Origin of the sequence: Salinibacterium sp. GXW1014 (assembly GCF_044769865.1) — a bacterium.
Taxonomy (GTDB): Bacteria; Actinomycetota; Actinomycetes; order Actinomycetales; family Microbacteriaceae; genus Homoserinimonas.
In genome coordinates, this window is sequence record NZ_JBIZWA010000001.1 from 840,547 (window position 1) to 856,629 (window position 16,083).

Below are 16,083 nucleotides of genomic sequence, written 5' to 3' on the forward strand. Positions count from 1 at the left end.
GCTAGCCGAAGGCGCCGAGCACCGTCACCTGCAGCCACGGGTTCGCGAGCAAGCCGACGACGATCGCCGGGGCACCCCACCAGCGGCCGAGACGGGCGACGACGGCCACGAGACCTGTCACAACGGCAACCAGGGTGAGCCCGTTGGTGATCCACGCCAGCACGGATGCCACGGCCCAGGTCGTCACAGTGGCCGACGCCGGCGCGGCGATCGCAATCGCAATGACCTCGACAATGAGCCCCAGGACGGCGAGCCCCAGTGCCGCCATGCCAACGACCGAGCGGCTGCGTTTGCGAACCGGAGACGGCGTGGGCGCGGGCTGGGCGGGCTGATGCGCCGGCTGCTGCGTTGCCTGCGGCAGCCAGGCCTCGGCCGTCCACGGACTGTCCGGCGCCGAACCGGCGGGGACGGAACCGGAGGGCACCGACTCACCACTCGAACTCATGCACGCGAGCCTATTCCACGTGTCGCGGGCGCACACTCGGGGAACGCGGCATCCGCTTTGCCAGACTGGGGCGATGCTCCCCACGATCGACGACCTGCTCGCAACGGCGCGAGTGGTCTCCCTCCCCCTGCGCACGCGATTTCGCGGCATCGACACCCGCGAGGCCCTCATCCTCGAGGGGCCACGCGGTGCGACCGAGTTCTCCCCCTTCGTCGAGTACGACGACGCCGAGGCGGCCACCTGGCTCGCGGCGGCGATCGACTTCGGCTGGGGCGAGGAGCCGGCCGTGTTCCGCAGCAGCGTGCGGGTGAACGCGACCCTGCCGGTCGTCGATCCCAGCCGGGTCGCCGAGGTGCTCGATCGCTTCAGCGGATGCCGCACCGTCAAGGTCAAGGTCGCCGACCCGTCCCAGCGCATCGCCGACGACGTGGAACGGGTGCGGGCGGTGCGCGAGTACCTCGGCCCGGAGGGCCGCATCCGCCTCGACGCCAACGGCGGCTGGACCATCGACGAGGCCGAGCGGGCCGTGCACGCCATGGCCGAGTTCGACCTCGAATACCTCGAGCAGCCCTGCGCGAGCGTCGACGAGCTCGCCCAGCTGCGCGAGCGCATCCGCTACATGGGCATCGGCATCGCCGCCGACGAGAGCGTGCGCAAGGCCGAAGACCCGCTCGCGGTCGCGCGGGCCGGCGCCGCCGACCTGCTCGTCATCAAGGCGCAGCCCCTCGGCGGTATCGCGGCGGCAGAGCGGATCATCGCTGAGGCGGGCCTGCCCGTCGTCATCTCGAGCGCGCTCGACACCAGCATCGGCCTCTCGATGGGCGCCCACCTCGCGGGGGTCGTCCCCGTGCTCGACTACGACTGCGGACTCGGCACGGCCGCGCTGCTGGAAGCGGATGTCACGGAGGAGCCGCTCTTCCCCGTCGACGGCTGCATCCCGGTGCGCCGCATCGACGTGAGCTCTACCCTGCTCGACCGGCACGAGGCATCCGCAGACCGTCGCGACTGGTGGCTGGACAGGCTGCGCCGCTGCCACGCGCTGCTGGCGCGGGAGTGACGCCTACAGCCCGCTGTAGCTGTGCAGCCCCTTGAAGAACTGGTTGACGATCACATAGTTGAAGAGCACGGAGCCGAAGCCGATGAGCGCGAGCCAGGCCGAGCGGGCGCCGCGCCAGCCGCGGGTTGCGCGGGCGTGGATGTAGCCGGCGTAGACGGTCCAGATGATGAACGTCCACACCTCCTTGGTGTCCCAGCCCCAGTAGCGGCCCCAGGCGCGTTCGGCCCAGATGGCGCCGGCGACGAGGGTGAAGGTCCAGAAGACGAAGCCGACGACCGTCACCAGGTAGGCGAGGTTCTCGAGCCGGTCGGCCTTGGGCAGGGTGCGGAGGAAGCCGATGCCCTTGCCGCTCGTCTCGCGGCGCGACTGCAGCAGCTGCAGGAGCGAGAGTGCGGCACCGATCGCGAAGAGCGCCGTGCCGAGGGCGGCCACGAAGACGTGGATGACGAGCCAGTACGAGTCGAGCGCGTCGGGCAGCGGCTTGACGGGCACGTAGAAGTTGACCGTCGCGACACCGAGCGTGATGAGCAGGCCGCCGACGATGTAGGCGCCGAGGAACTTCAGGTCTTGCCAGAACTGCAGCAGCACGAACACGACCGCCACGATCGCCGAGGAGGTCAGCGAGAACTCGAACATGTTGGCCCACGGCACGAAGCCCTGGGCGACGCCGCGGAACACGACCGCGGCCACGTGCAGCAGCGTCGCAAGGATGGTCAGGGCGAAGGCGATCCGTTCGAAGCGGTAGCGGGGTGCCGCGACATCCGTCGTCGTCTTCTCGAGGGTGGCGGTGGCGCCGGATGCTGCAGCCACCTGTCGCTCCGACATGGCGAGCTGGTCGGCCGCGGCCGTCGCATAGGTCGAGCGCTTGGCGAGGTCGATCGTGAACAGCACGAAGGCGAACACGTAGACCGCCATCGCCGAATAGACGGCGACCAGCGAGTAGGAATCAAGCACGTCGGACACTAGCTAAGCCTAACCCCGAGCGCCTGGGCGTGCCGCTCGGCCAGGTCTGCCACGGCGCCCTCAAGGCCGGGGTCCTCGCCGCGGGCGAGACCCGCGTATTCGAGGCGGATGCCCTCATCGCCGTCGATCGCCTTGACCCACACCCGGCGGCGCGGCACGAAGAGCCCCGCGATGAGCCCGCCGATGACGAGGATCGTGAAGACGAGCACCCAGCCGGCGCTCGGGTCATGGTGCACGTCGAAGGATGCGAAGCGCAGCACGCTCTCGCCGTCGGGCGAGGCCTCACTCATGTCGTCGAAGGTGACGGTGCCGCGACCGCCCGGAAGCTCGTAGGACTCCCCCGGCCGCAGCTGGATCGAGTCGACGCCGGAGTCACCGCCGACGATCTCCTGCATGCCCTCGACATTGAGCGAGTACACCGAGCGGGGCGTGCCGTCGTCGAGGCCAAGGTCGCCCGTGTAGACGTTGAGCGTGAGCACGGGGTCAAGCAGGTCGGCGAAGTTGGAGGTGAGTGCTCCCGACTCGAGCACGGCCGCCGAGGGGTAGAAGAAGCCGCGCATGCCGATCTGCTCTGGCAGGGCATCCGTGACCTTGATGATGCCGAGGGAGGTGAGGTTGTCGTCCTGTGGAATGAACGGCACTGGGCCCGTGAAGGCGATGTTGCCGTCGGCATCCGTGACCGTCACGTGGGGTGCGTACCCGTTGCCGACGAGGTAGGTGTCGAGGCCCATGATCGGCACCGGCTCGTTGACACGAACCTGCGCCTCGTAGGGGCTGCGACCGTCTTCGTGCACCGTGACATCCGCGCGGAAGTCGCTCGCGAACCCGAAGGCGTTGACGTTCTCGGTCTCGTAGCTCGCGTCGAAATTGTCGAGGATGAGCCGGTAGGGCGGCAGCGAGCCCTCGTCGAAGAAGCGGCCGGGGCTGAACGAGTCGTAGTCGTTCAGCACGTTGACGAAGGGCTTTCCCTCCACGACGACCTTCTGGCCGTTGTAGGCGAAGCCGCCGCCGATGCCCACCGACACGAGCACGCCAATGAGCGCCGTGTGGAAGATGAGGTTGCCCGTCTCGCGCAGGTAGCCGCGCTCGGCCGAGACCGACAGCTCGCCCGCCTTCTCGAAGACCCGCACGCGGTATCCGGACTTGCGCAGCAGCGTGCGCGCCGACTCGATGGCGGATGCTGCGGTCACCCCTTCCGCCTCGGTCGAGCGGTAGGCCTCCAGCCGCGACAGGCGCGCTGGCGTCTTGGGCGGCGGCGTGCGGAGTGCCTTCAGATGGTGCAGCGTGCGCGGGATGACGCAGCCGATGAGCGAGACGAAGAGCAGCAGGTAGATGGCCGAGAACCACACCGAGCCGAAGACGTCGAAGAGCTGGAAGTCGTCGAGCACCGGGGCGAGGTCCGGGTGATCGCTGTAGTACTGCGTGACGCCGTTGGGGTCGGAGGAGCGCTGCGGCACGAGCGAACCCGGGATCGCCGCGAGCGCAAGGAGGAGCAGCAGCACGAGCGCCGTGCGCATGCTCGTCAGTTGCCGCCAGAAGAAGCGCAGGTAGCCGACGACGCCGAGAGAGGGCTGGTTGACGCCCTCGCGCGGCGCGGGCGCCGGGCTGTCGTGATGGTCAGATGGCCGGGACAAAGCTGCCGATCACCGATCCCAAACTCGAGATGAACATGCCCCACAGCCCCGTCACCATGGCGAGGCCGACGAGCACGAGGAGTGCGCCGCCAACGAGGTTGACGACACGGATGTTGCGCTTGAGCCACGCAACGGAACCCGCCACCCAGCCGAAGCCGAGCGCGACGAGCAGGAAGGGGATGCCGAGGCCGAGGCAGTACACGGCGCCCAGCAGCGCGCCGCGGCCCGGTGAACCACCCTCGAGGCTCAGGGCAAGCACTGCGGCCAGCGTCGGGCCGATGCAGGGCGCCCAGCCGAGGCCGAACACGATGCCGAGGAACGGCGCCCCCGCGAGGCCCGTCGCGACCTTCCAGCGCGGCTTGATCGTGCGCTGCATCGCGCCGAAGCCGCCGATGAAGACGAGCCCCATGACGATGATGATGACGCCCGCGATGCGCGTGATGATGTCCATCCAGCGGATGAGCAGCAGCCCCGCGACGCCGAAGAGCAGCCCGAAGGTGACGAAGACCACGCTGAAGCCGAGCACGAAGAGCAGCACCCCGAGCAGCAGGCGGTTGCGGGAGCGGCGGCGCGCGGCATCCGATTCGCTGACCTCAGTGACCCCGCCGATGTAGCCGAGATAGCCGGGCACGAGCGGGAGCACGCAGGGGGACGCGAAGGAGACGAGGCCAGCGAGGAGGGCAAGGGGAATCGCAAGGAGGAGATTGCCGTCGAGGACAATCTCGCCGACATCCACTAGAGCTCCTCCGCGACGAGCTCACGGATGATCGTGTCGAGGTTGCCCGGTGCGACGATCTGCCCCAGGAACCGGGCGGCGACGCGCCCCTCCTTGTCGAGCACGAGCGTTGTGGGCACGGCACTCGGGGATGCCTGGCCGGCGAAGGCAAGACGCACCTCGCCCGTCTCCCCGTCCATGATCGACGGGTAGGTGATGCCGTACTTGCGGGCGAAGGCGAGCGCGTTCTCGGGCTGGTCGAGGGTGTTGACGCCGATGAACGAGACCCCGTCGTCCTTGTGCTTCTGGTGCAGGGCTTCCAGGTCGGGGGCCTCGGCGCGGCAGGGGCCGCAGGCGGCGTACCAGAAGTTCACGACCACGACGCGGCCCTCATAGTCGGCGCTCGACACCTCGACGCCAGCGTCGGTCATGCCCGAGTACTCGGGGGCGGCAGCGCGGTTCTCTGGCGCGATCTCCAGGATCGCGCCGTCATTCGACTCCGTGTTGCTCGCGCCGCCATTTCCGTACTTCTGGGCCAGCGGGTCGCTGGCAGTGCAGCCAGTGAGGAGGAGGGCGCCGAGCGCGAGGATTGCCGCACCGCGGCGAAGAACGGATGCGCGCACGCTCACACCGCCCCGAAGTCGGCGGCCTGCGCGAGCAGCTCGGCGGCGGGCTCAGCGTAGGAGTGCTCGACGAAACGGTCGTCCTCCCGGCGAAGCGTCGTGATGCTCGAGAGGCTGCAGCGGCGCTTGCGGGGGTCGTGGTAGAGCTTGCGGCCCGTCACATAGCGCTGCACCATCACGATCGGCATCTGATGGCTGACCATGACGACCTCGCCGTCGTCGACCGAGTTCCAGGCGTCTTCGATGACCGCGAGCATCCGGTCGGCCACACTCGCGAAGGGCTCACCCCAGCTCGGCTTGAAGGGGTTCATGACCCACGGCCACGACTGTGGCTTGGTGATGATCTTGGGGCCGAACTCAAAGGTCTGGCCCTCGAATTTGTTGGTCGGCTCGATCAGGCGCTCGTCCGTTGTGACCTCGAGGCCGAAGCGCTCCGACCACGGCTTCGCCGACTCCTGCGCACGCTCGAGCGGCGAGGCGAACAACGCCTTGACGGGGTGACCCTCGAGATGCTGGGCTGCGGCATCCGCCATCCGGTGGCCAAGCTCCGAGAGCAGGTAGCCGGGGATGCGGCCATAGAGCACGCCCTCGGGGTTATGCACCTCGCCATGGCGAACAAGATGAATGAGGGAGGCAGGCACGCATCAAGTGTAGGCAGACGGATGCTTGTGAAATGCCTGCCCGCAGGCCGTTGAGGCGGGGTAGCGCGGTATCGAAACCGGAACGTGATGCTCAAGGACCCACACAGCCGCGCAACTACACTGGAGCGCGTGACTGAACGCACCCTCATCAAGGACCTCGCCGCGGCATCCGACGGCCCCACCTCTGTCTCCGGCTGGGTCGAGACGGTTCGCGATCAGAAGAAGGTGCAGTTCGTGGTGCTGCGCGACGAGAGCGGCGCCGTGCAGCTCGTGCACCCGCGCGTCTTCAACGAAGACGGCACTCCGGCGGAGGATGCCCTCGCCGAGACGATCTCGGGCCTCGCCCAGGGCACGTTCCTGACGGCGTCAGGAGACCTCAAGCACGACGAGCGGGTCAAGCTCGGTGGCGTCGAGATCAAGCTCGACGCGGTCGAGGTCGCGGCGGCCGCGATCCCCGAGACGCCCATCGCCGACGACAGCGGCATCGACAAGCGCATGGACTGGCGCTTCCTCGACCTGCGCGTGCCCAAGCACGCCCTCGTCTTCAAGATCCAGACGACCCTCGAGCACGCCTGGCGCAGCTACTGGGTCGACAACGACTTCATCGAGATCCACACGCCCAAGCTCATGGCGAGCGCCTCCGAGTCGCGCGCCGAGCTCTTCGAGGTCGACTACTTCGAGGGCAAGGCGTACCTCGCGCAGAGCCCGCAGTTCTTCAAGCAGATGGCGCAGCCGGCCGGCTTCGGTCGCGTGTTCGAGATCGGCCCGGCCTTCCGCGCCGACCCCTCGTTCACGTCGCGCCACGCGACCGAGTTCACCTCCGTCGACGCCGAGATCAGCTGGATCGACTCCCACGAAGACGTCATGCGGATGCACGAGGAACTGCTCGTCGCCGGCATCACCGCCGTCAAGGAGAAGCACGGCGAGGCGATCCTCGAGCACTTCGGCATCGACCTGCAGGTGCCGTCGACGCCGTTCCCCCGCATCCCGCTCGCCGAGGCGAAGCGCATCGTCGCCGAGCGCGGCTACGAGGTCCCCCGTCACGACGACGACATGGACCCGGAGGGCGAGCGCCAGATCGCCGCCTACGTCAAGGAGCAGTTCGGGCACGACTTCGTGTTCCTGACCGACTATGCCTCGAGCATCCGGCCGTTCTACCACATGCGCAACGCTCAGGATGCTGCGCTCACGAACAGCTACGACCTCGTCTACAACGGTGTCGAGATCTCGACGGGTGCACAGCGCGAGCACCGTGTCGATGTGCTCGTGGAGCAGGCGAAGGAGAAGGGCCTCGACCCGGAGGAGCTCGAGTTCTACCTCGACTTCTTCCGCTACGGGGTGCCGCCGCACGGCGGTTTCGGCATGGGCCTCTCGCGCGTGCTGATGCTCATGCTCGGCCTGCCGAACCTGCGCGAGACGACCTACCTCTTCCGCGGGCCGAACCGCCTGCTGCCGTAGCCGCGGGGCTACCAGGCTTCGGCGGGGGCCTTGATGACCTGCGTCGGGGTGTAGTGCCAGTGCGAGCCGTTGGCGTAGTGACTGCTCGCCCACGGTGACGCCCAGATGGCGGCCTCGGTCACCTCGGTGGGGGCGGATGCCGCGAAGCCGTCACGGATGCCCGCATAGCCCGGATGCGTGTGGAGCGCCTCCGCGGCGTTCTGCGCCGCAACGCGCAGGTTCGGGTAGGAGCCGAGCCCTCCCCCGCCGCCGGAACCCCAGCCGTTGTTGAGCGGGTTGTTGCGGTTCCACCAGGTCTTCTCGTAGTTCTCCTGGCGCATCCACCGCATGATGACGGTCACGTTTTCCTCCGTGACCGGCCACTCACCGTAGAGCAGCACGAGGCTCGCCCAGTCGCGGTTCGTGCCGCCCGCGACATAGGTCTCCTCGCCGGGCGTCGCCGTGTAGGTGTCGCGGGGGGTCGCCGAGAGCTGGGCGCCGAAGACCTGCAGCGACTGAGCGGCGGGCGGCGCATCCGTCTGTTCTGCGCCCGCGAGACCGGGCAGCACCGCGGCGGTGGTCAGCACCGCGAGCGCGACGGCGGCCGCCCCGAATGACGCGAGGACGGCGGGTCGGATGCCTCGGCGACGGTTGCGGGGACGGATCGGGGGCACAGTCATGACCGGCCGACTCTAGAACCCGACCCTGAAGATGGGCTCCGGATTGCCGATGCCCAGTGCGCGGAGGCTACTGCGGCGGCTCGTCCTTGCCCTCTTCCTCAAGGCGGTCGGCCTCTTCCTTGGTCTTGTGGACGGCGCCATCCGCGTGGTCCGGCGGGCCGTAGACCGTGTAGAGCACGAGCGGGTTGGGGCCCGTGTTGACGAAGTTGTGGTGCTGACCCGCGGGCACGACGACGAGGTCGCCCGACGCGATCTGCTTCTTGTTGCCCGAGACGGTCGCCTCGCCCGTGCCGCCCACGATCGTCAGGATCTGGTCGTTGTCGGGGTGGGTCTCCGCCCCGATCTCACCACCGACCGGGATGGTCATGATGACGAGCTGGGTGTGCTCGCCCGTCCAGAGCACGCGGCGAAAATCCGCGCTCTTCTCTGCTTCGGTCTCGATCGAGAAGTTGATGAGTTTCGTCATGCGGCGGACGTTACGCCCCCAACTGTGAGAACCCTGCAAAGCCCCCTCGCTGAGACGGCGCGGGGGTGGTGCTAGCGTGGCGGCATGAGCAGCACCGACCCCGCCCGCACGTCCGCCATCCAGGCCGGGGAGGCCCTCCTCGCGATACTGCGCCGGCACATCGATGTCGTCGCCTCCGGCAACGGCTCTGAGGACGAGGCCGAGGATGTCGACCGCCGCCTGTGGGAGGCCGTGGGCGAATATGGGGATGCGCTCGACGAGCTCTTCGACGAGCCGGAGGAGCCCGAGGAGGACGTCGCCGACGAACTCACCGTGACGGTGCGCACCCGCTACGACTACACGGTCGTCGACGAGAAGGCCCTCATGCAGAGCAGCGAGGGCATCGGCGCCGCGATCGGGCGCCTCATCGAGCGGCACGGCAAGGCGGTCCCGGCCCTCGAGGTCGATTCACTCGAGACCGGCAGCGGTCTCGTCACGGTGCACCTCGGCGGCGAGCCCCTGGCGGCCGCCGACTTCGACACGGCGGAGGAGCCCACAGACCTCCTCCTGGTTGCCCCCGAGGAGCGCCTCGCCTTCGTGCTCGACGAGCCCGTCTACGAGTCCCGGGCCGAGGCAGAGGCCGCCGCGAAGCGCCGCTGAGCGACTACCCCGCGGTGAGGGCGGTGCGGAGCCGCTCCGGGTCGATGCGCCAGATGTTGTGCACGCGCCCGTCGATCATGAGCACCGGGACCTCCTCCGAGTACCGCGCGAGCAGCGCCTCATCGTCAAGGATCGACTTCTCCTCGAGCGTGACCTGCACAGCGGATGCCGCGGCATCCAGCTCCCGGATCACCCCCGTCACGACGTCCCGCGCGTCGTCGCAGAGGTGACAGCCGGGCCGGGTCAGCAGGGTGAGGTGGGGCATACCCACAATGCTAAGTCGGCGTGACACCGGGCCCCCTGTTCGCGGGCGCGCCTAGCGCGAGTCTCAGCGGTTACGATGGCGCGGATGAATGCGCCCACCGCCAACGACGACGGCACCCGGCCGGTCATCGCCTTCTTCGACGTGGACAACACCCTCATGCGGGGTGCGAGCATCTACCACGTCGGGGGCGGTGCCTACCGGCGCGGATACGTCGGCGTGCGCGATCTCCTGCGGTTCGCGTGGCAGCAGGCACGATTCATCCGCGTCGGGGAGAACCTGCACCACCTGGAACGGCTTCGCGAACGGGCACTCGGCCTCGCGGCGGGCGTGCGGGAGGCCGAGGTGCTCGAGCTCGCGGAGGAGATCTTCGACCGCCAGATCGAGCGCAGGCTCTGGCCCGAGAGTGTCGGGCTCGCGCGCGAGCACCTCGCGAAGGGCCACCAGGTCTGGCTCGTCACGGCGACCCCCTCGATCGTGGCCGACGTCATCGCCCGCCGCCTCGGACTTACCGGCGCGATCGGAACCCGCCTTGAGGTGAGCGAGGGATGCTTCACCGGCCGCCTGGTGGGCGGCTTCCTGCACGGCGAACACAAGGCGAGGGCGGCACGTGAGCTGGCCGAGCGCACGGGGTCACCCCTCGAGGACTGTTGGGCCTACTCCGACTCGCGCAACGACATCCCGCTCCTCGAGCTCGCTGGCAATCGCGTCGTCGTCAATCCCGACACCGAACTGATGCGGCATGCGACCGGCAAGGGCTGGTCGGTGATGCGGCTCAACAAGTCGAGCATCCGTGCGGCACGCAAGCGGGTGCGCCGAGAGGCGAAACAGGGCACGAACGCCTGAAACCGAGCGCCGGATGCGCGTGCACTCCTTAAACGCAGAAGCGCCGAGTCTCTCGACTCGGCGCTTCGTGAACGCTTGCGCTACTTCTTGTTGCGGCGCTGGTGGCGGGTCTTGCGAAGCAGCTTGCGGTGCTTCTTCTTCGCCATACGCTTGCGACGCTTCTTGATTACGGAACCCATACGTACCTCACTGATTCTTGAACAGACGACCGGGTCCGTTCAGAACCGCGGAAAAATTGCCTCTCGACAGTGTAGCCGACATCGGCGCGCCTCGTTGACGGCCAGGCCCGAACGGGCAGCGGATGCTCAGCCGACGTCGGAGATGTGGCCCTCGATCGCAGCCTCAACCGCCGACTCGGGCACGCGGAAGGAACGACCGAAGCGGATGGCGGGCAGTTCGCCCGAGTGCACGAGGCGGTAGACGGTCATCTTGGACACGCGCATCATGTCGGCGACCTCAGCCACCGTCAGGAACTTCACGTCGGAAAGATCGCGTGCCATCGAAAACCCCTCATGCGGAACACCCGGTGCAGATGTGACTGGAGTGCTTGATCGCTACTCTAGAGCCAGAAGTGAAAGATTGTCCATGCCCCGATTCGGGGGCTGTGGAGAGTGCGTCAGTCCTTCTTCAGCTTCTTCTTGATCGGCTCGATCACGCGCCGCTCCACGTTGCCCGATGCCTCCTCCAAGCGGTGGCGCACGCCGTAGGTCGCGCCAGCGACCGCCCGCCCCACGGCGGCACCCGCCTCACCCGGATGCTGCAGCGTCTCGCCCGCGCGGCGGAGCGGCTCGGGCAGCGGTGCGCCCGACCACGCGGCGAAGGCACCCGCGCCCAGCGAGCGTGGGGAGCCCGAAGCATCCGTGCCGTAGTCGACGGCCATGAACGGCATCAGCCAGTCCTCGACAGTCTCGAGGGGCTGGGTCTCGAGACGGTAGTAGCGGTGCTGGCCCACCTCCCGCACGGCCACGAGGCCAGACTCGCGCAGCACCTTGAGGTGTTTCGAGACGGTTGGCTGGCTGAGCCCCAGTTTCTCCACCAGCTCGCCGACGCTGATGTCGCCGGTGGGCGAGTCTGAAGCCGAGTAGCGTTCGAGAAGAACCTGCAGGAGCTCACGGCGCGTCGCATCCGCAATCACGCCAAAAATGTCCGCCATGGCAACAGGCTAACGGGCACAGGCGGGGAGTACCATGACATGCTGTCCGCGAGGCCAGCGGCGCCGTACAGCGGAGTGGAGTGGCGAGGGAACGCATGCGTAGCAAGCCCGTATCCCGCAGCACGCGCGCCGAGCGCTTCCGCGATGCGCTCGATGACTTCGCCACCGGGTCGCCGGCACGGTTCGCAATCCTCGTCTTCACGAGCCTCATCGCGGCGCTCACAGTCGTGCTGCTCCTTCCGGCGTCGCACGCGAGTGGGGAGTCGACCTCCTTTGCCGACGCGCTCTTCACGGCCGTCTCCACCATCTGCGTGACGGGACTCACTGTCGTCGACATGGGCACGCACTGGAGTCTCTTCGGCAATATCGCCATCCTCGTCGGCCTCCAGGTCGGCGGTATCGGCGTGCTCACGGTCGCCAGCATGATGGGGCTCATCGTGTCTCGGCGGCTCGGGCTGCGCACCCGACTCATGGCGGCGAGCGACAGCAACCCCTCGCGCATCCATCACGGCCCCGTCTCGGAGTCGCAGGCCATCCGTCTCGGCGAGATGGGCGGGCTGCTCGCGACGGTGGCCCTCAGTGCCCTCATCATCGAGGTCGTCGTCGCCATCACGATCTACCCGCGACTGCTCGCGGCAGGGTTCGACGGGTGGACGGCCGTGTGGCAGTCGTTCTACTACGCGGCATCCGCCTTCACCAACACGGGCTTCACGCCCAACCCCGACGGGCTCGCACCCTTCACTGGTGACCCGTGGATGCTGTCGATGCTCGCGCTCGCGGTGTTCCTCGGCAGCCTCGGCTTCCCCGTGATCTTCGCCCTGGCGCGCGGATGGCGAAACCCCAAGCGCTGGTCGGTGCACGTCAAGCTCACCCTCACCACGACACTTGGGCTCATCGTGCTTGGCGGTATCGCAATCACGCTTCTCGAATGGAACAACCTCGCCACGCTTGCCGCCCAAGACCCATTGGAGCGACCGCTGACCGGCACCTTCGTGTCCGTCATGTCGCGTTCCGGGGGCTTCTCCACCATCGATATCGGCGCGGCCAACGGCTCGACCCTGCTCGTGCTCGACATGCTCATGTTCGTCGGCGGCGGCTCCGCGTCAACGGCGGGCGGCATCAAGGTGACGACGCTCGCCGTGCTGTTCCTGGCGGCGTTTGCGGAGGCGCGCGGCGACGAGGACATGCAGGCCTTCGAGCGCCGCATCCCCGTCGACGTGCTTCGGCTCGCCGTCAGCGTCACCCTGTGGGGCGCCACGATCGTGGCGGCCGCGAGCATCTTCATCCTCCACCTCACCAAGGCGCCGCTCGATCTCGTGCTCTTCGACGTGATCTCGGCGTTTGCGACCTCCGGGCTCACGACGGGACTCACTGAGACGCTCCCCGACCCAGGAAAGTACGCGCTCGCGGCCACCATGTGGGCCGGGCGCGTTGGTACAGTGACCCTGGCCGCCGCACTGGCGGCCTCCCAGCGCCGGCAGTTGTTCCGGAGAGCGGAAGAGAGGCCCATCGTTGGTTGACCGGATTCCCCACGACGCCCCCGTGCTCGTCATCGGCCTCGGGCGCTTCGGCGCGGCGACGGCCGGCCAGCTCGACCGCCTCGATCGCGAGGTGTTGGCGGTCGACACCGACCCGGCACTCGTGCAGAAGTGGGCCGACCGCGTGACACACACGGTGCAGGCGGATGCGCGCAGCATCGACGCACTCCGCCAGATCGGCGCGCAGGACTTCGCCGTCGCGGTCGTCGCGACGGGCTCATCCGTCGAGTCGAGCGTGCTCATCACCGCCAACCTCGTCGACCTCAAGATTCCGCAGATCTGGGCGAAGGCCATCAGCCAGTCGCACGGCAAGATCCTCGCCCGCATCGGCGCGAACCACGTCATCTACCCCGAGGCGGAGGCGGGCGAGCGCACGGCCCACCTGGTGAATGGGCGGATGCTCGACTTCATCGAGTTCGACGACGACTTCGCGATCGTCAAGATGTACCCGCCCAAGTCGATCCGCGGCATGACGCTCGCCGAGTCGCAGGTGCGCAAGAAGTTCGGTCTGACGGTGGTCGGGGTCAAGTCGCCAGGGCAGGACTTCACCTACGCGACCGCGGAGACCCACATCTCGAACCACGACCTCGTGATCGTCAGTGGCAACGCGGCCGACATCGAGCGCTTCGCCGCCCAGAGCTGACGCTAGGGCTGGGAGAGCTCGCGGGAGCGGGCAGCGGATGCCTCGACCGCGGCCGTGAGGATGGCCGGCAGGTCGGCCTCCTGCAGCACGGCGATCGCGCGCTCGGTCGTGCCGTTGGGGCTCGTCACGTCGCGACGCAACTGCTGGGGCGACTTGCCCGAGACGCGCAGCATCTCGAGGGCGCCGTGGAAGGTCTGCAGCACGAGTTTCTCCGCCTCCTCCGGTGTGAAGCCCTGCGCCTCTGCACCGCGGATGAACGACTCGACCATGTAGTAGACGTAGGCGGGGCCGCTGCCGGAGACACCTGTCACCGCCTCCATGCGGGTCTCGTCGACGACCAGTGCGGCGCCGACGGCCTCGAACATCCGCTCGACGAGTGCCAACTGCTCATCGCTCGTGCGGGTGCCGCGGCTGAGGGCCGTGACGCCGAGCCCCACAGCCGTGGGCGTGTTCGGCATGGTGCGCACGACCGCGACGTGCCCGGGCAGCGCCGCCTCCATGACCGAGGTCGAGACGGCCGCCGCAAGGCTCACGACGATCGCACCCTCGGCGAGCGCCGGCGCAACCTCGCGCAGGAGGTCGGTGACCATGTGCGGCTTCACCCCGATGACGACGACATCGGCACCCTCCACGGCGTCGAGGTTGGCGCGCGGGTTCGACTCCAGTGAGAGGGATGTCACGGGCTCTGGCCACCCGCGCGCCGCGGCACTCGCATCCGTGCGGTTCGTCACGCGGATGCTCGTACTCTCGAAGTCGCTCGCAAGCAGGCCCTGCAGGATCGAGGACCCCATCGAACCGGCGCCGAGGAAACTGATGGTGGGCCGCAAAGTCGTCATTGCAGCATCCTAGGATTAGGCGCATGAGTGCGAACGGCGGCGACAGTGCAAGCAGTGTGAGCAAGGCTGAAAGCGACGCGATCCGCGATGCGATCAACGCGCATCCCAGGGTGCAGTCGCTCGTTGACCTTCGAGTGGTGCGCATTGACACCGAAGAGCTCCTCGTGGGTGCGGCGATCGCGTTCCCCGCGCAGGACCGCTTGGCGGAGATCGCGGAGACGATCGACGAACTGAAGGCTGCGATTCGCGAGGTTGCCCCCACCGCGAGCGGAATCTACCTGGAGCCCGACGTCTATCGTCGGCCGGACGAGACCAACCCGCCGACCGACGTCTACTTCATCCGGGGCGTCGACTGAGCCGCACCGCGCTCGTACTGCGGCACGAGCCCCGCATCCACCTCGGCAACCTCAAACCCGTGCTCGTGGAGCACGGCTACACCGTGCGCAACATCGAGGTGCCCGAAGCTGACCTCGCGGCCGAGACATCCGCGATCCTCGAAGCCGAGCTGCTCGTCGTGCTCGGCGGGGAGATGGGCGTCTACGAGAAGGAGGCCTACCCCTTCATCTCGCAGGAACTCTCGGTGCTGCAGCAGCGACTGGATGCCGCTGCCCCCGTCTTCGGCGTGTGCCTCGGTGCCCAGCTCATGGCCGAGGCCCTCGGCTCACCCGCCTTCAAGGGGCCGAAGCGCGACATCGGCTACCGGGACATCCGCGTCACCGAGGCGGGGCAGGATTCGCCCGTGCGCCACGTCGCCGGCGTGCCGATGCTCGAGTGGCACGGCGACCACTTCGAGCTCCCGTCGGGGGCGGAACGGCTCGCGACCTCCGACGCCTACCCCAACGAGGCGTGGCGCCTCGGCGACCGCGCGCTCGCGGTGCAGTTCCACCCCGAGGTGACGGCCGAGATGAACGAGGCGTGGATCCGGCACAACGAGGCCGGGCTGCGCGGCGCCGACGAGCTGCGCGAGCAGGCCGCTCGCCACAATGCGGCCATGCAGGATGCCTCCCGCGCGATGTTCGGGGAGTGGCTGGGCGGGCTGTCCTAGCGCAGACGCTCGAAGAACTCGCGGAGCTGGGCCGCGCAGGCATCGGCCTCGACCCCAGCGTGTACCTCGGCGCGGTGCGGCAGCCGCCGGTCGCGCAGCAGATCGTAGACGCTTCCGGATGCACCGGCCTTGTCGTCCCACGCCCCGAAGACGACCACGGGCACCCGGGCGGCCAGGATCGCTCCGGCACACATGGGGCACGGTTCGAGGGTCACGATGAGCGTCGTGCCCTCGAGGTGCCAGTCGCCCGTGGCATCCGCCGCCTGTCGCAGCGCGAGCATCTCGGCGTGAGCTGTGGGGTCGTGGCGCAGTTCGCGCTCATTGCGCCCACGGCCGAGCACGGTGCCGTCGGCGGCGAGCACGACGGCGGAGACGGGCACGTCCCCGTGCTCTGTCGCGAGCGCGGCGTCACGAATGAGCGTGCGCATCCACTCCGTATACGTCGTCAACGACAACCCCT

22 protein-coding genes are annotated in these 16,083 nt (G+C 68.4%); 8 read left to right on the forward strand and 14 right to left on the reverse strand.

The features are described 5' to 3' along the window. Position 1: 1 nt before the first annotated feature. A complete protein-coding gene (locus ACIQK7_RS04140; protein ID WP_403021593.1) occupies positions 2 to 445 on the reverse strand; it encodes a hypothetical protein in 444 nt (147 codons plus the stop codon). A 73-nt stretch (positions 446 to 518) separates the two neighbouring features. On the opposite strand from ACIQK7_RS04140, the gene ACIQK7_RS04145 reads away from it, so the two are divergent. Continuing rightward, positions 519 to 1,502 carry an o-succinylbenzoate synthase gene (locus ACIQK7_RS04145; protein WP_403021596.1) on the forward strand — a complete coding sequence of 328 codons (984 nt, stop codon included), beginning with the start codon at positions 519 to 521 and terminating at the stop codon, positions 1,500 to 1,502. Between the two features lie 3 nt (positions 1,503 to 1,505). Here ACIQK7_RS04145 and ccsB read toward each other — a convergent pair whose 3' ends face one another. Genes ccsB through ACIQK7_RS04170 form a run of 5 tightly spaced genes read right to left on the reverse strand, consistent with a single transcriptional unit; the run spans position 1,506 to position 6,078 of the window. Then, positions 1,506 to 2,417 (reverse strand): c-type cytochrome biogenesis protein CcsB, encoded by a 912-nt coding sequence (ccsB, locus tag ACIQK7_RS04150; protein WP_403023971.1) that lies wholly within the window; start codon positions 2,415 to 2,417, stop codon positions 1,506 to 1,508. A 47-nt stretch (positions 2,418 to 2,464) separates the two neighbouring features. After that, entirely contained in the window at positions 2,465 to 4,099 is a 1,635-nt protein-coding gene (locus tag ACIQK7_RS04155) for a cytochrome c biogenesis protein ResB (protein ID WP_403021598.1), read from the reverse strand. After that, positions 4,083 to 4,835, reverse strand: a complete 753-nt coding sequence (locus ACIQK7_RS04160) for a cytochrome c biogenesis CcdA family protein (RefSeq protein WP_403021600.1) — start codon at positions 4,833 to 4,835, stop codon at positions 4,083 to 4,085. The genes ACIQK7_RS04155 and ACIQK7_RS04160 overlap by 17 nt, the downstream gene beginning before the upstream one ends. Beyond that, positions 4,835 to 5,437, reverse strand: a complete 603-nt coding sequence (locus ACIQK7_RS04165; RefSeq protein WP_403021602.1) for a TlpA family protein disulfide reductase — start codon at positions 5,435 to 5,437, stop codon at positions 4,835 to 4,837. Before ACIQK7_RS04165 ends, ACIQK7_RS04160 begins: the two co-directional genes overlap by 1 nt. Positions 5,438 to 5,439: 2 nt before the next feature. Then, a complete protein-coding gene (locus ACIQK7_RS04170; protein ID WP_403021604.1) occupies positions 5,440 to 6,078 on the reverse strand; it encodes a histidine phosphatase family protein in 639 nt (212 codons plus the stop codon). Between the two features lie 129 nt (positions 6,079 to 6,207). Between ACIQK7_RS04170 and aspS the strand changes: the two genes are divergently transcribed. After that, a complete protein-coding gene (aspS, locus tag ACIQK7_RS04175) occupies positions 6,208 to 7,536 on the forward strand; it encodes an aspartate--tRNA(Asn) ligase (protein ID WP_403021607.1) in 1,329 nt (442 codons plus the stop codon). A gap of 8 nt (positions 7,537 to 7,544) precedes the next feature. Here aspS and ACIQK7_RS04180 read toward each other — a convergent pair whose 3' ends face one another. Together ACIQK7_RS04180 and ACIQK7_RS04185 are read right to left on the reverse strand one after the other, a co-directional pair. After that, positions 7,545 to 8,195: a hypothetical protein gene (locus ACIQK7_RS04180; protein ID WP_403021609.1), complete on the reverse strand. Its 651-nt coding sequence runs from the start codon at positions 8,193 to 8,195 to the stop codon at positions 7,545 to 7,547. Positions 8,196 to 8,262: 67 nt separating this feature from the next. Then, positions 8,263 to 8,661, reverse strand: coding sequence for a cupin domain-containing protein (locus ACIQK7_RS04185; RefSeq protein WP_403021611.1), 399 nt, complete (start codon positions 8,659 to 8,661; stop codon positions 8,263 to 8,265). Between the two features lie 84 nt (positions 8,662 to 8,745). Here ACIQK7_RS04185 and ACIQK7_RS04190 point away from each other — a divergent pair, with 84 nt between their 5' ends. Continuing rightward, positions 8,746 to 9,300: a hypothetical protein gene (locus ACIQK7_RS04190; protein WP_403021613.1), complete on the forward strand. Its 555-nt coding sequence runs from the start codon at positions 8,746 to 8,748 to the stop codon at positions 9,298 to 9,300. Positions 9,301 to 9,304: 4 nt separating this feature from the next. Here the strand turns inward: ACIQK7_RS04190 and ACIQK7_RS04195 are convergent, their stop codons facing one another. Beyond that, positions 9,305 to 9,565 carry a glutaredoxin family protein gene (locus ACIQK7_RS04195; protein ID WP_403021616.1) on the reverse strand — a complete coding sequence of 87 codons (261 nt, stop codon included), beginning with the start codon at positions 9,563 to 9,565 and terminating at the stop codon, positions 9,305 to 9,307. A gap of 84 nt (positions 9,566 to 9,649) precedes the next feature. Here ACIQK7_RS04195 and ACIQK7_RS04200 point away from each other — a divergent pair, with 84 nt between their 5' ends. Further along, on the forward strand, positions 9,650 to 10,408 hold the full coding sequence (locus tag ACIQK7_RS04200) for an HAD family hydrolase (protein WP_403021618.1): 759 nt from the start codon (positions 9,650 to 9,652) through the stop codon (positions 10,406 to 10,408). An 80-nt stretch (positions 10,409 to 10,488) separates the two neighbouring features. Here ACIQK7_RS04200 and ACIQK7_RS04205 read toward each other — a convergent pair whose 3' ends face one another. The 3 genes from ACIQK7_RS04205 to ACIQK7_RS04215 form a co-directional block, all read right to left on the reverse strand. After that, positions 10,489 to 10,587, reverse strand: coding sequence for a 30S ribosomal protein bS22 (locus ACIQK7_RS04205; protein ID WP_003792170.1), 99 nt, complete (start codon positions 10,585 to 10,587; stop codon positions 10,489 to 10,491). A gap of 126 nt (positions 10,588 to 10,713) precedes the next feature. Continuing rightward, a complete protein-coding gene (locus tag ACIQK7_RS04210) occupies positions 10,714 to 10,908 on the reverse strand; it encodes a helix-turn-helix domain-containing protein (RefSeq protein WP_325209672.1) in 195 nt (64 codons plus the stop codon). 116 nt (positions 10,909 to 11,024) lie between these two features. Beyond that, the gene (locus ACIQK7_RS04215) at positions 11,025 to 11,561 is read right to left on the reverse strand and encodes an ArsR/SmtB family transcription factor (protein ID WP_403021621.1); all 537 of its coding nucleotides are present in this window, start codon (positions 11,559 to 11,561) and stop codon (positions 11,025 to 11,027) included. Between the two features lie 95 nt (positions 11,562 to 11,656). Here ACIQK7_RS04215 and ACIQK7_RS04220 point away from each other — a divergent pair, with 95 nt between their 5' ends. Further along, entirely contained in the window at positions 11,657 to 13,081 is a 1,425-nt protein-coding gene (locus tag ACIQK7_RS04220) for a TrkH family potassium uptake protein (RefSeq protein WP_403021623.1), read from the forward strand. Beyond that, the gene (locus ACIQK7_RS04225; RefSeq protein ID WP_403021625.1) at positions 13,074 to 13,742 is read left to right on the forward strand and encodes a potassium channel family protein; all 669 of its coding nucleotides are present in this window, start codon (positions 13,074 to 13,076) and stop codon (positions 13,740 to 13,742) included. The genes ACIQK7_RS04220 and ACIQK7_RS04225 overlap by 8 nt, the downstream gene beginning before the upstream one ends. Positions 13,743 to 13,744: 2 nt before the next feature. On the opposite strand, the gene proC is transcribed toward ACIQK7_RS04225, so the two are convergent. Then, a complete protein-coding gene (gene proC, locus ACIQK7_RS04230; protein ID WP_403021628.1) occupies positions 13,745 to 14,578 on the reverse strand; it encodes a pyrroline-5-carboxylate reductase in 834 nt (277 codons plus the stop codon). Positions 14,579 to 14,601: 23 nt separating this feature from the next. On the opposite strand from proC, the gene ACIQK7_RS04235 reads away from it, so the two are divergent. Next, complete coding sequence (locus ACIQK7_RS04235) at positions 14,602 to 14,934, forward strand: hypothetical protein (RefSeq protein ID WP_403021630.1); 333 nt, start codon at positions 14,602 to 14,604, stop codon at positions 14,932 to 14,934. A gap of 59 nt (positions 14,935 to 14,993) precedes the next feature. Beyond that, the gene (locus tag ACIQK7_RS04240; RefSeq protein WP_403021632.1) at positions 14,994 to 15,623 is read left to right on the forward strand and encodes a glutamine amidotransferase; all 630 of its coding nucleotides are present in this window, start codon (positions 14,994 to 14,996) and stop codon (positions 15,621 to 15,623) included. On the opposite strand, the gene ACIQK7_RS04245 is transcribed toward ACIQK7_RS04240, so the two are convergent. Further along, positions 15,620 to 16,051, reverse strand: coding sequence for a nucleoside deaminase (locus tag ACIQK7_RS04245; RefSeq protein WP_403023974.1), 432 nt, complete (start codon positions 16,049 to 16,051; stop codon positions 15,620 to 15,622). The genes ACIQK7_RS04240 and ACIQK7_RS04245 overlap by 4 nt on opposite strands. Between the last annotated feature and the right edge of the window lie 32 nt (positions 16,052 to 16,083).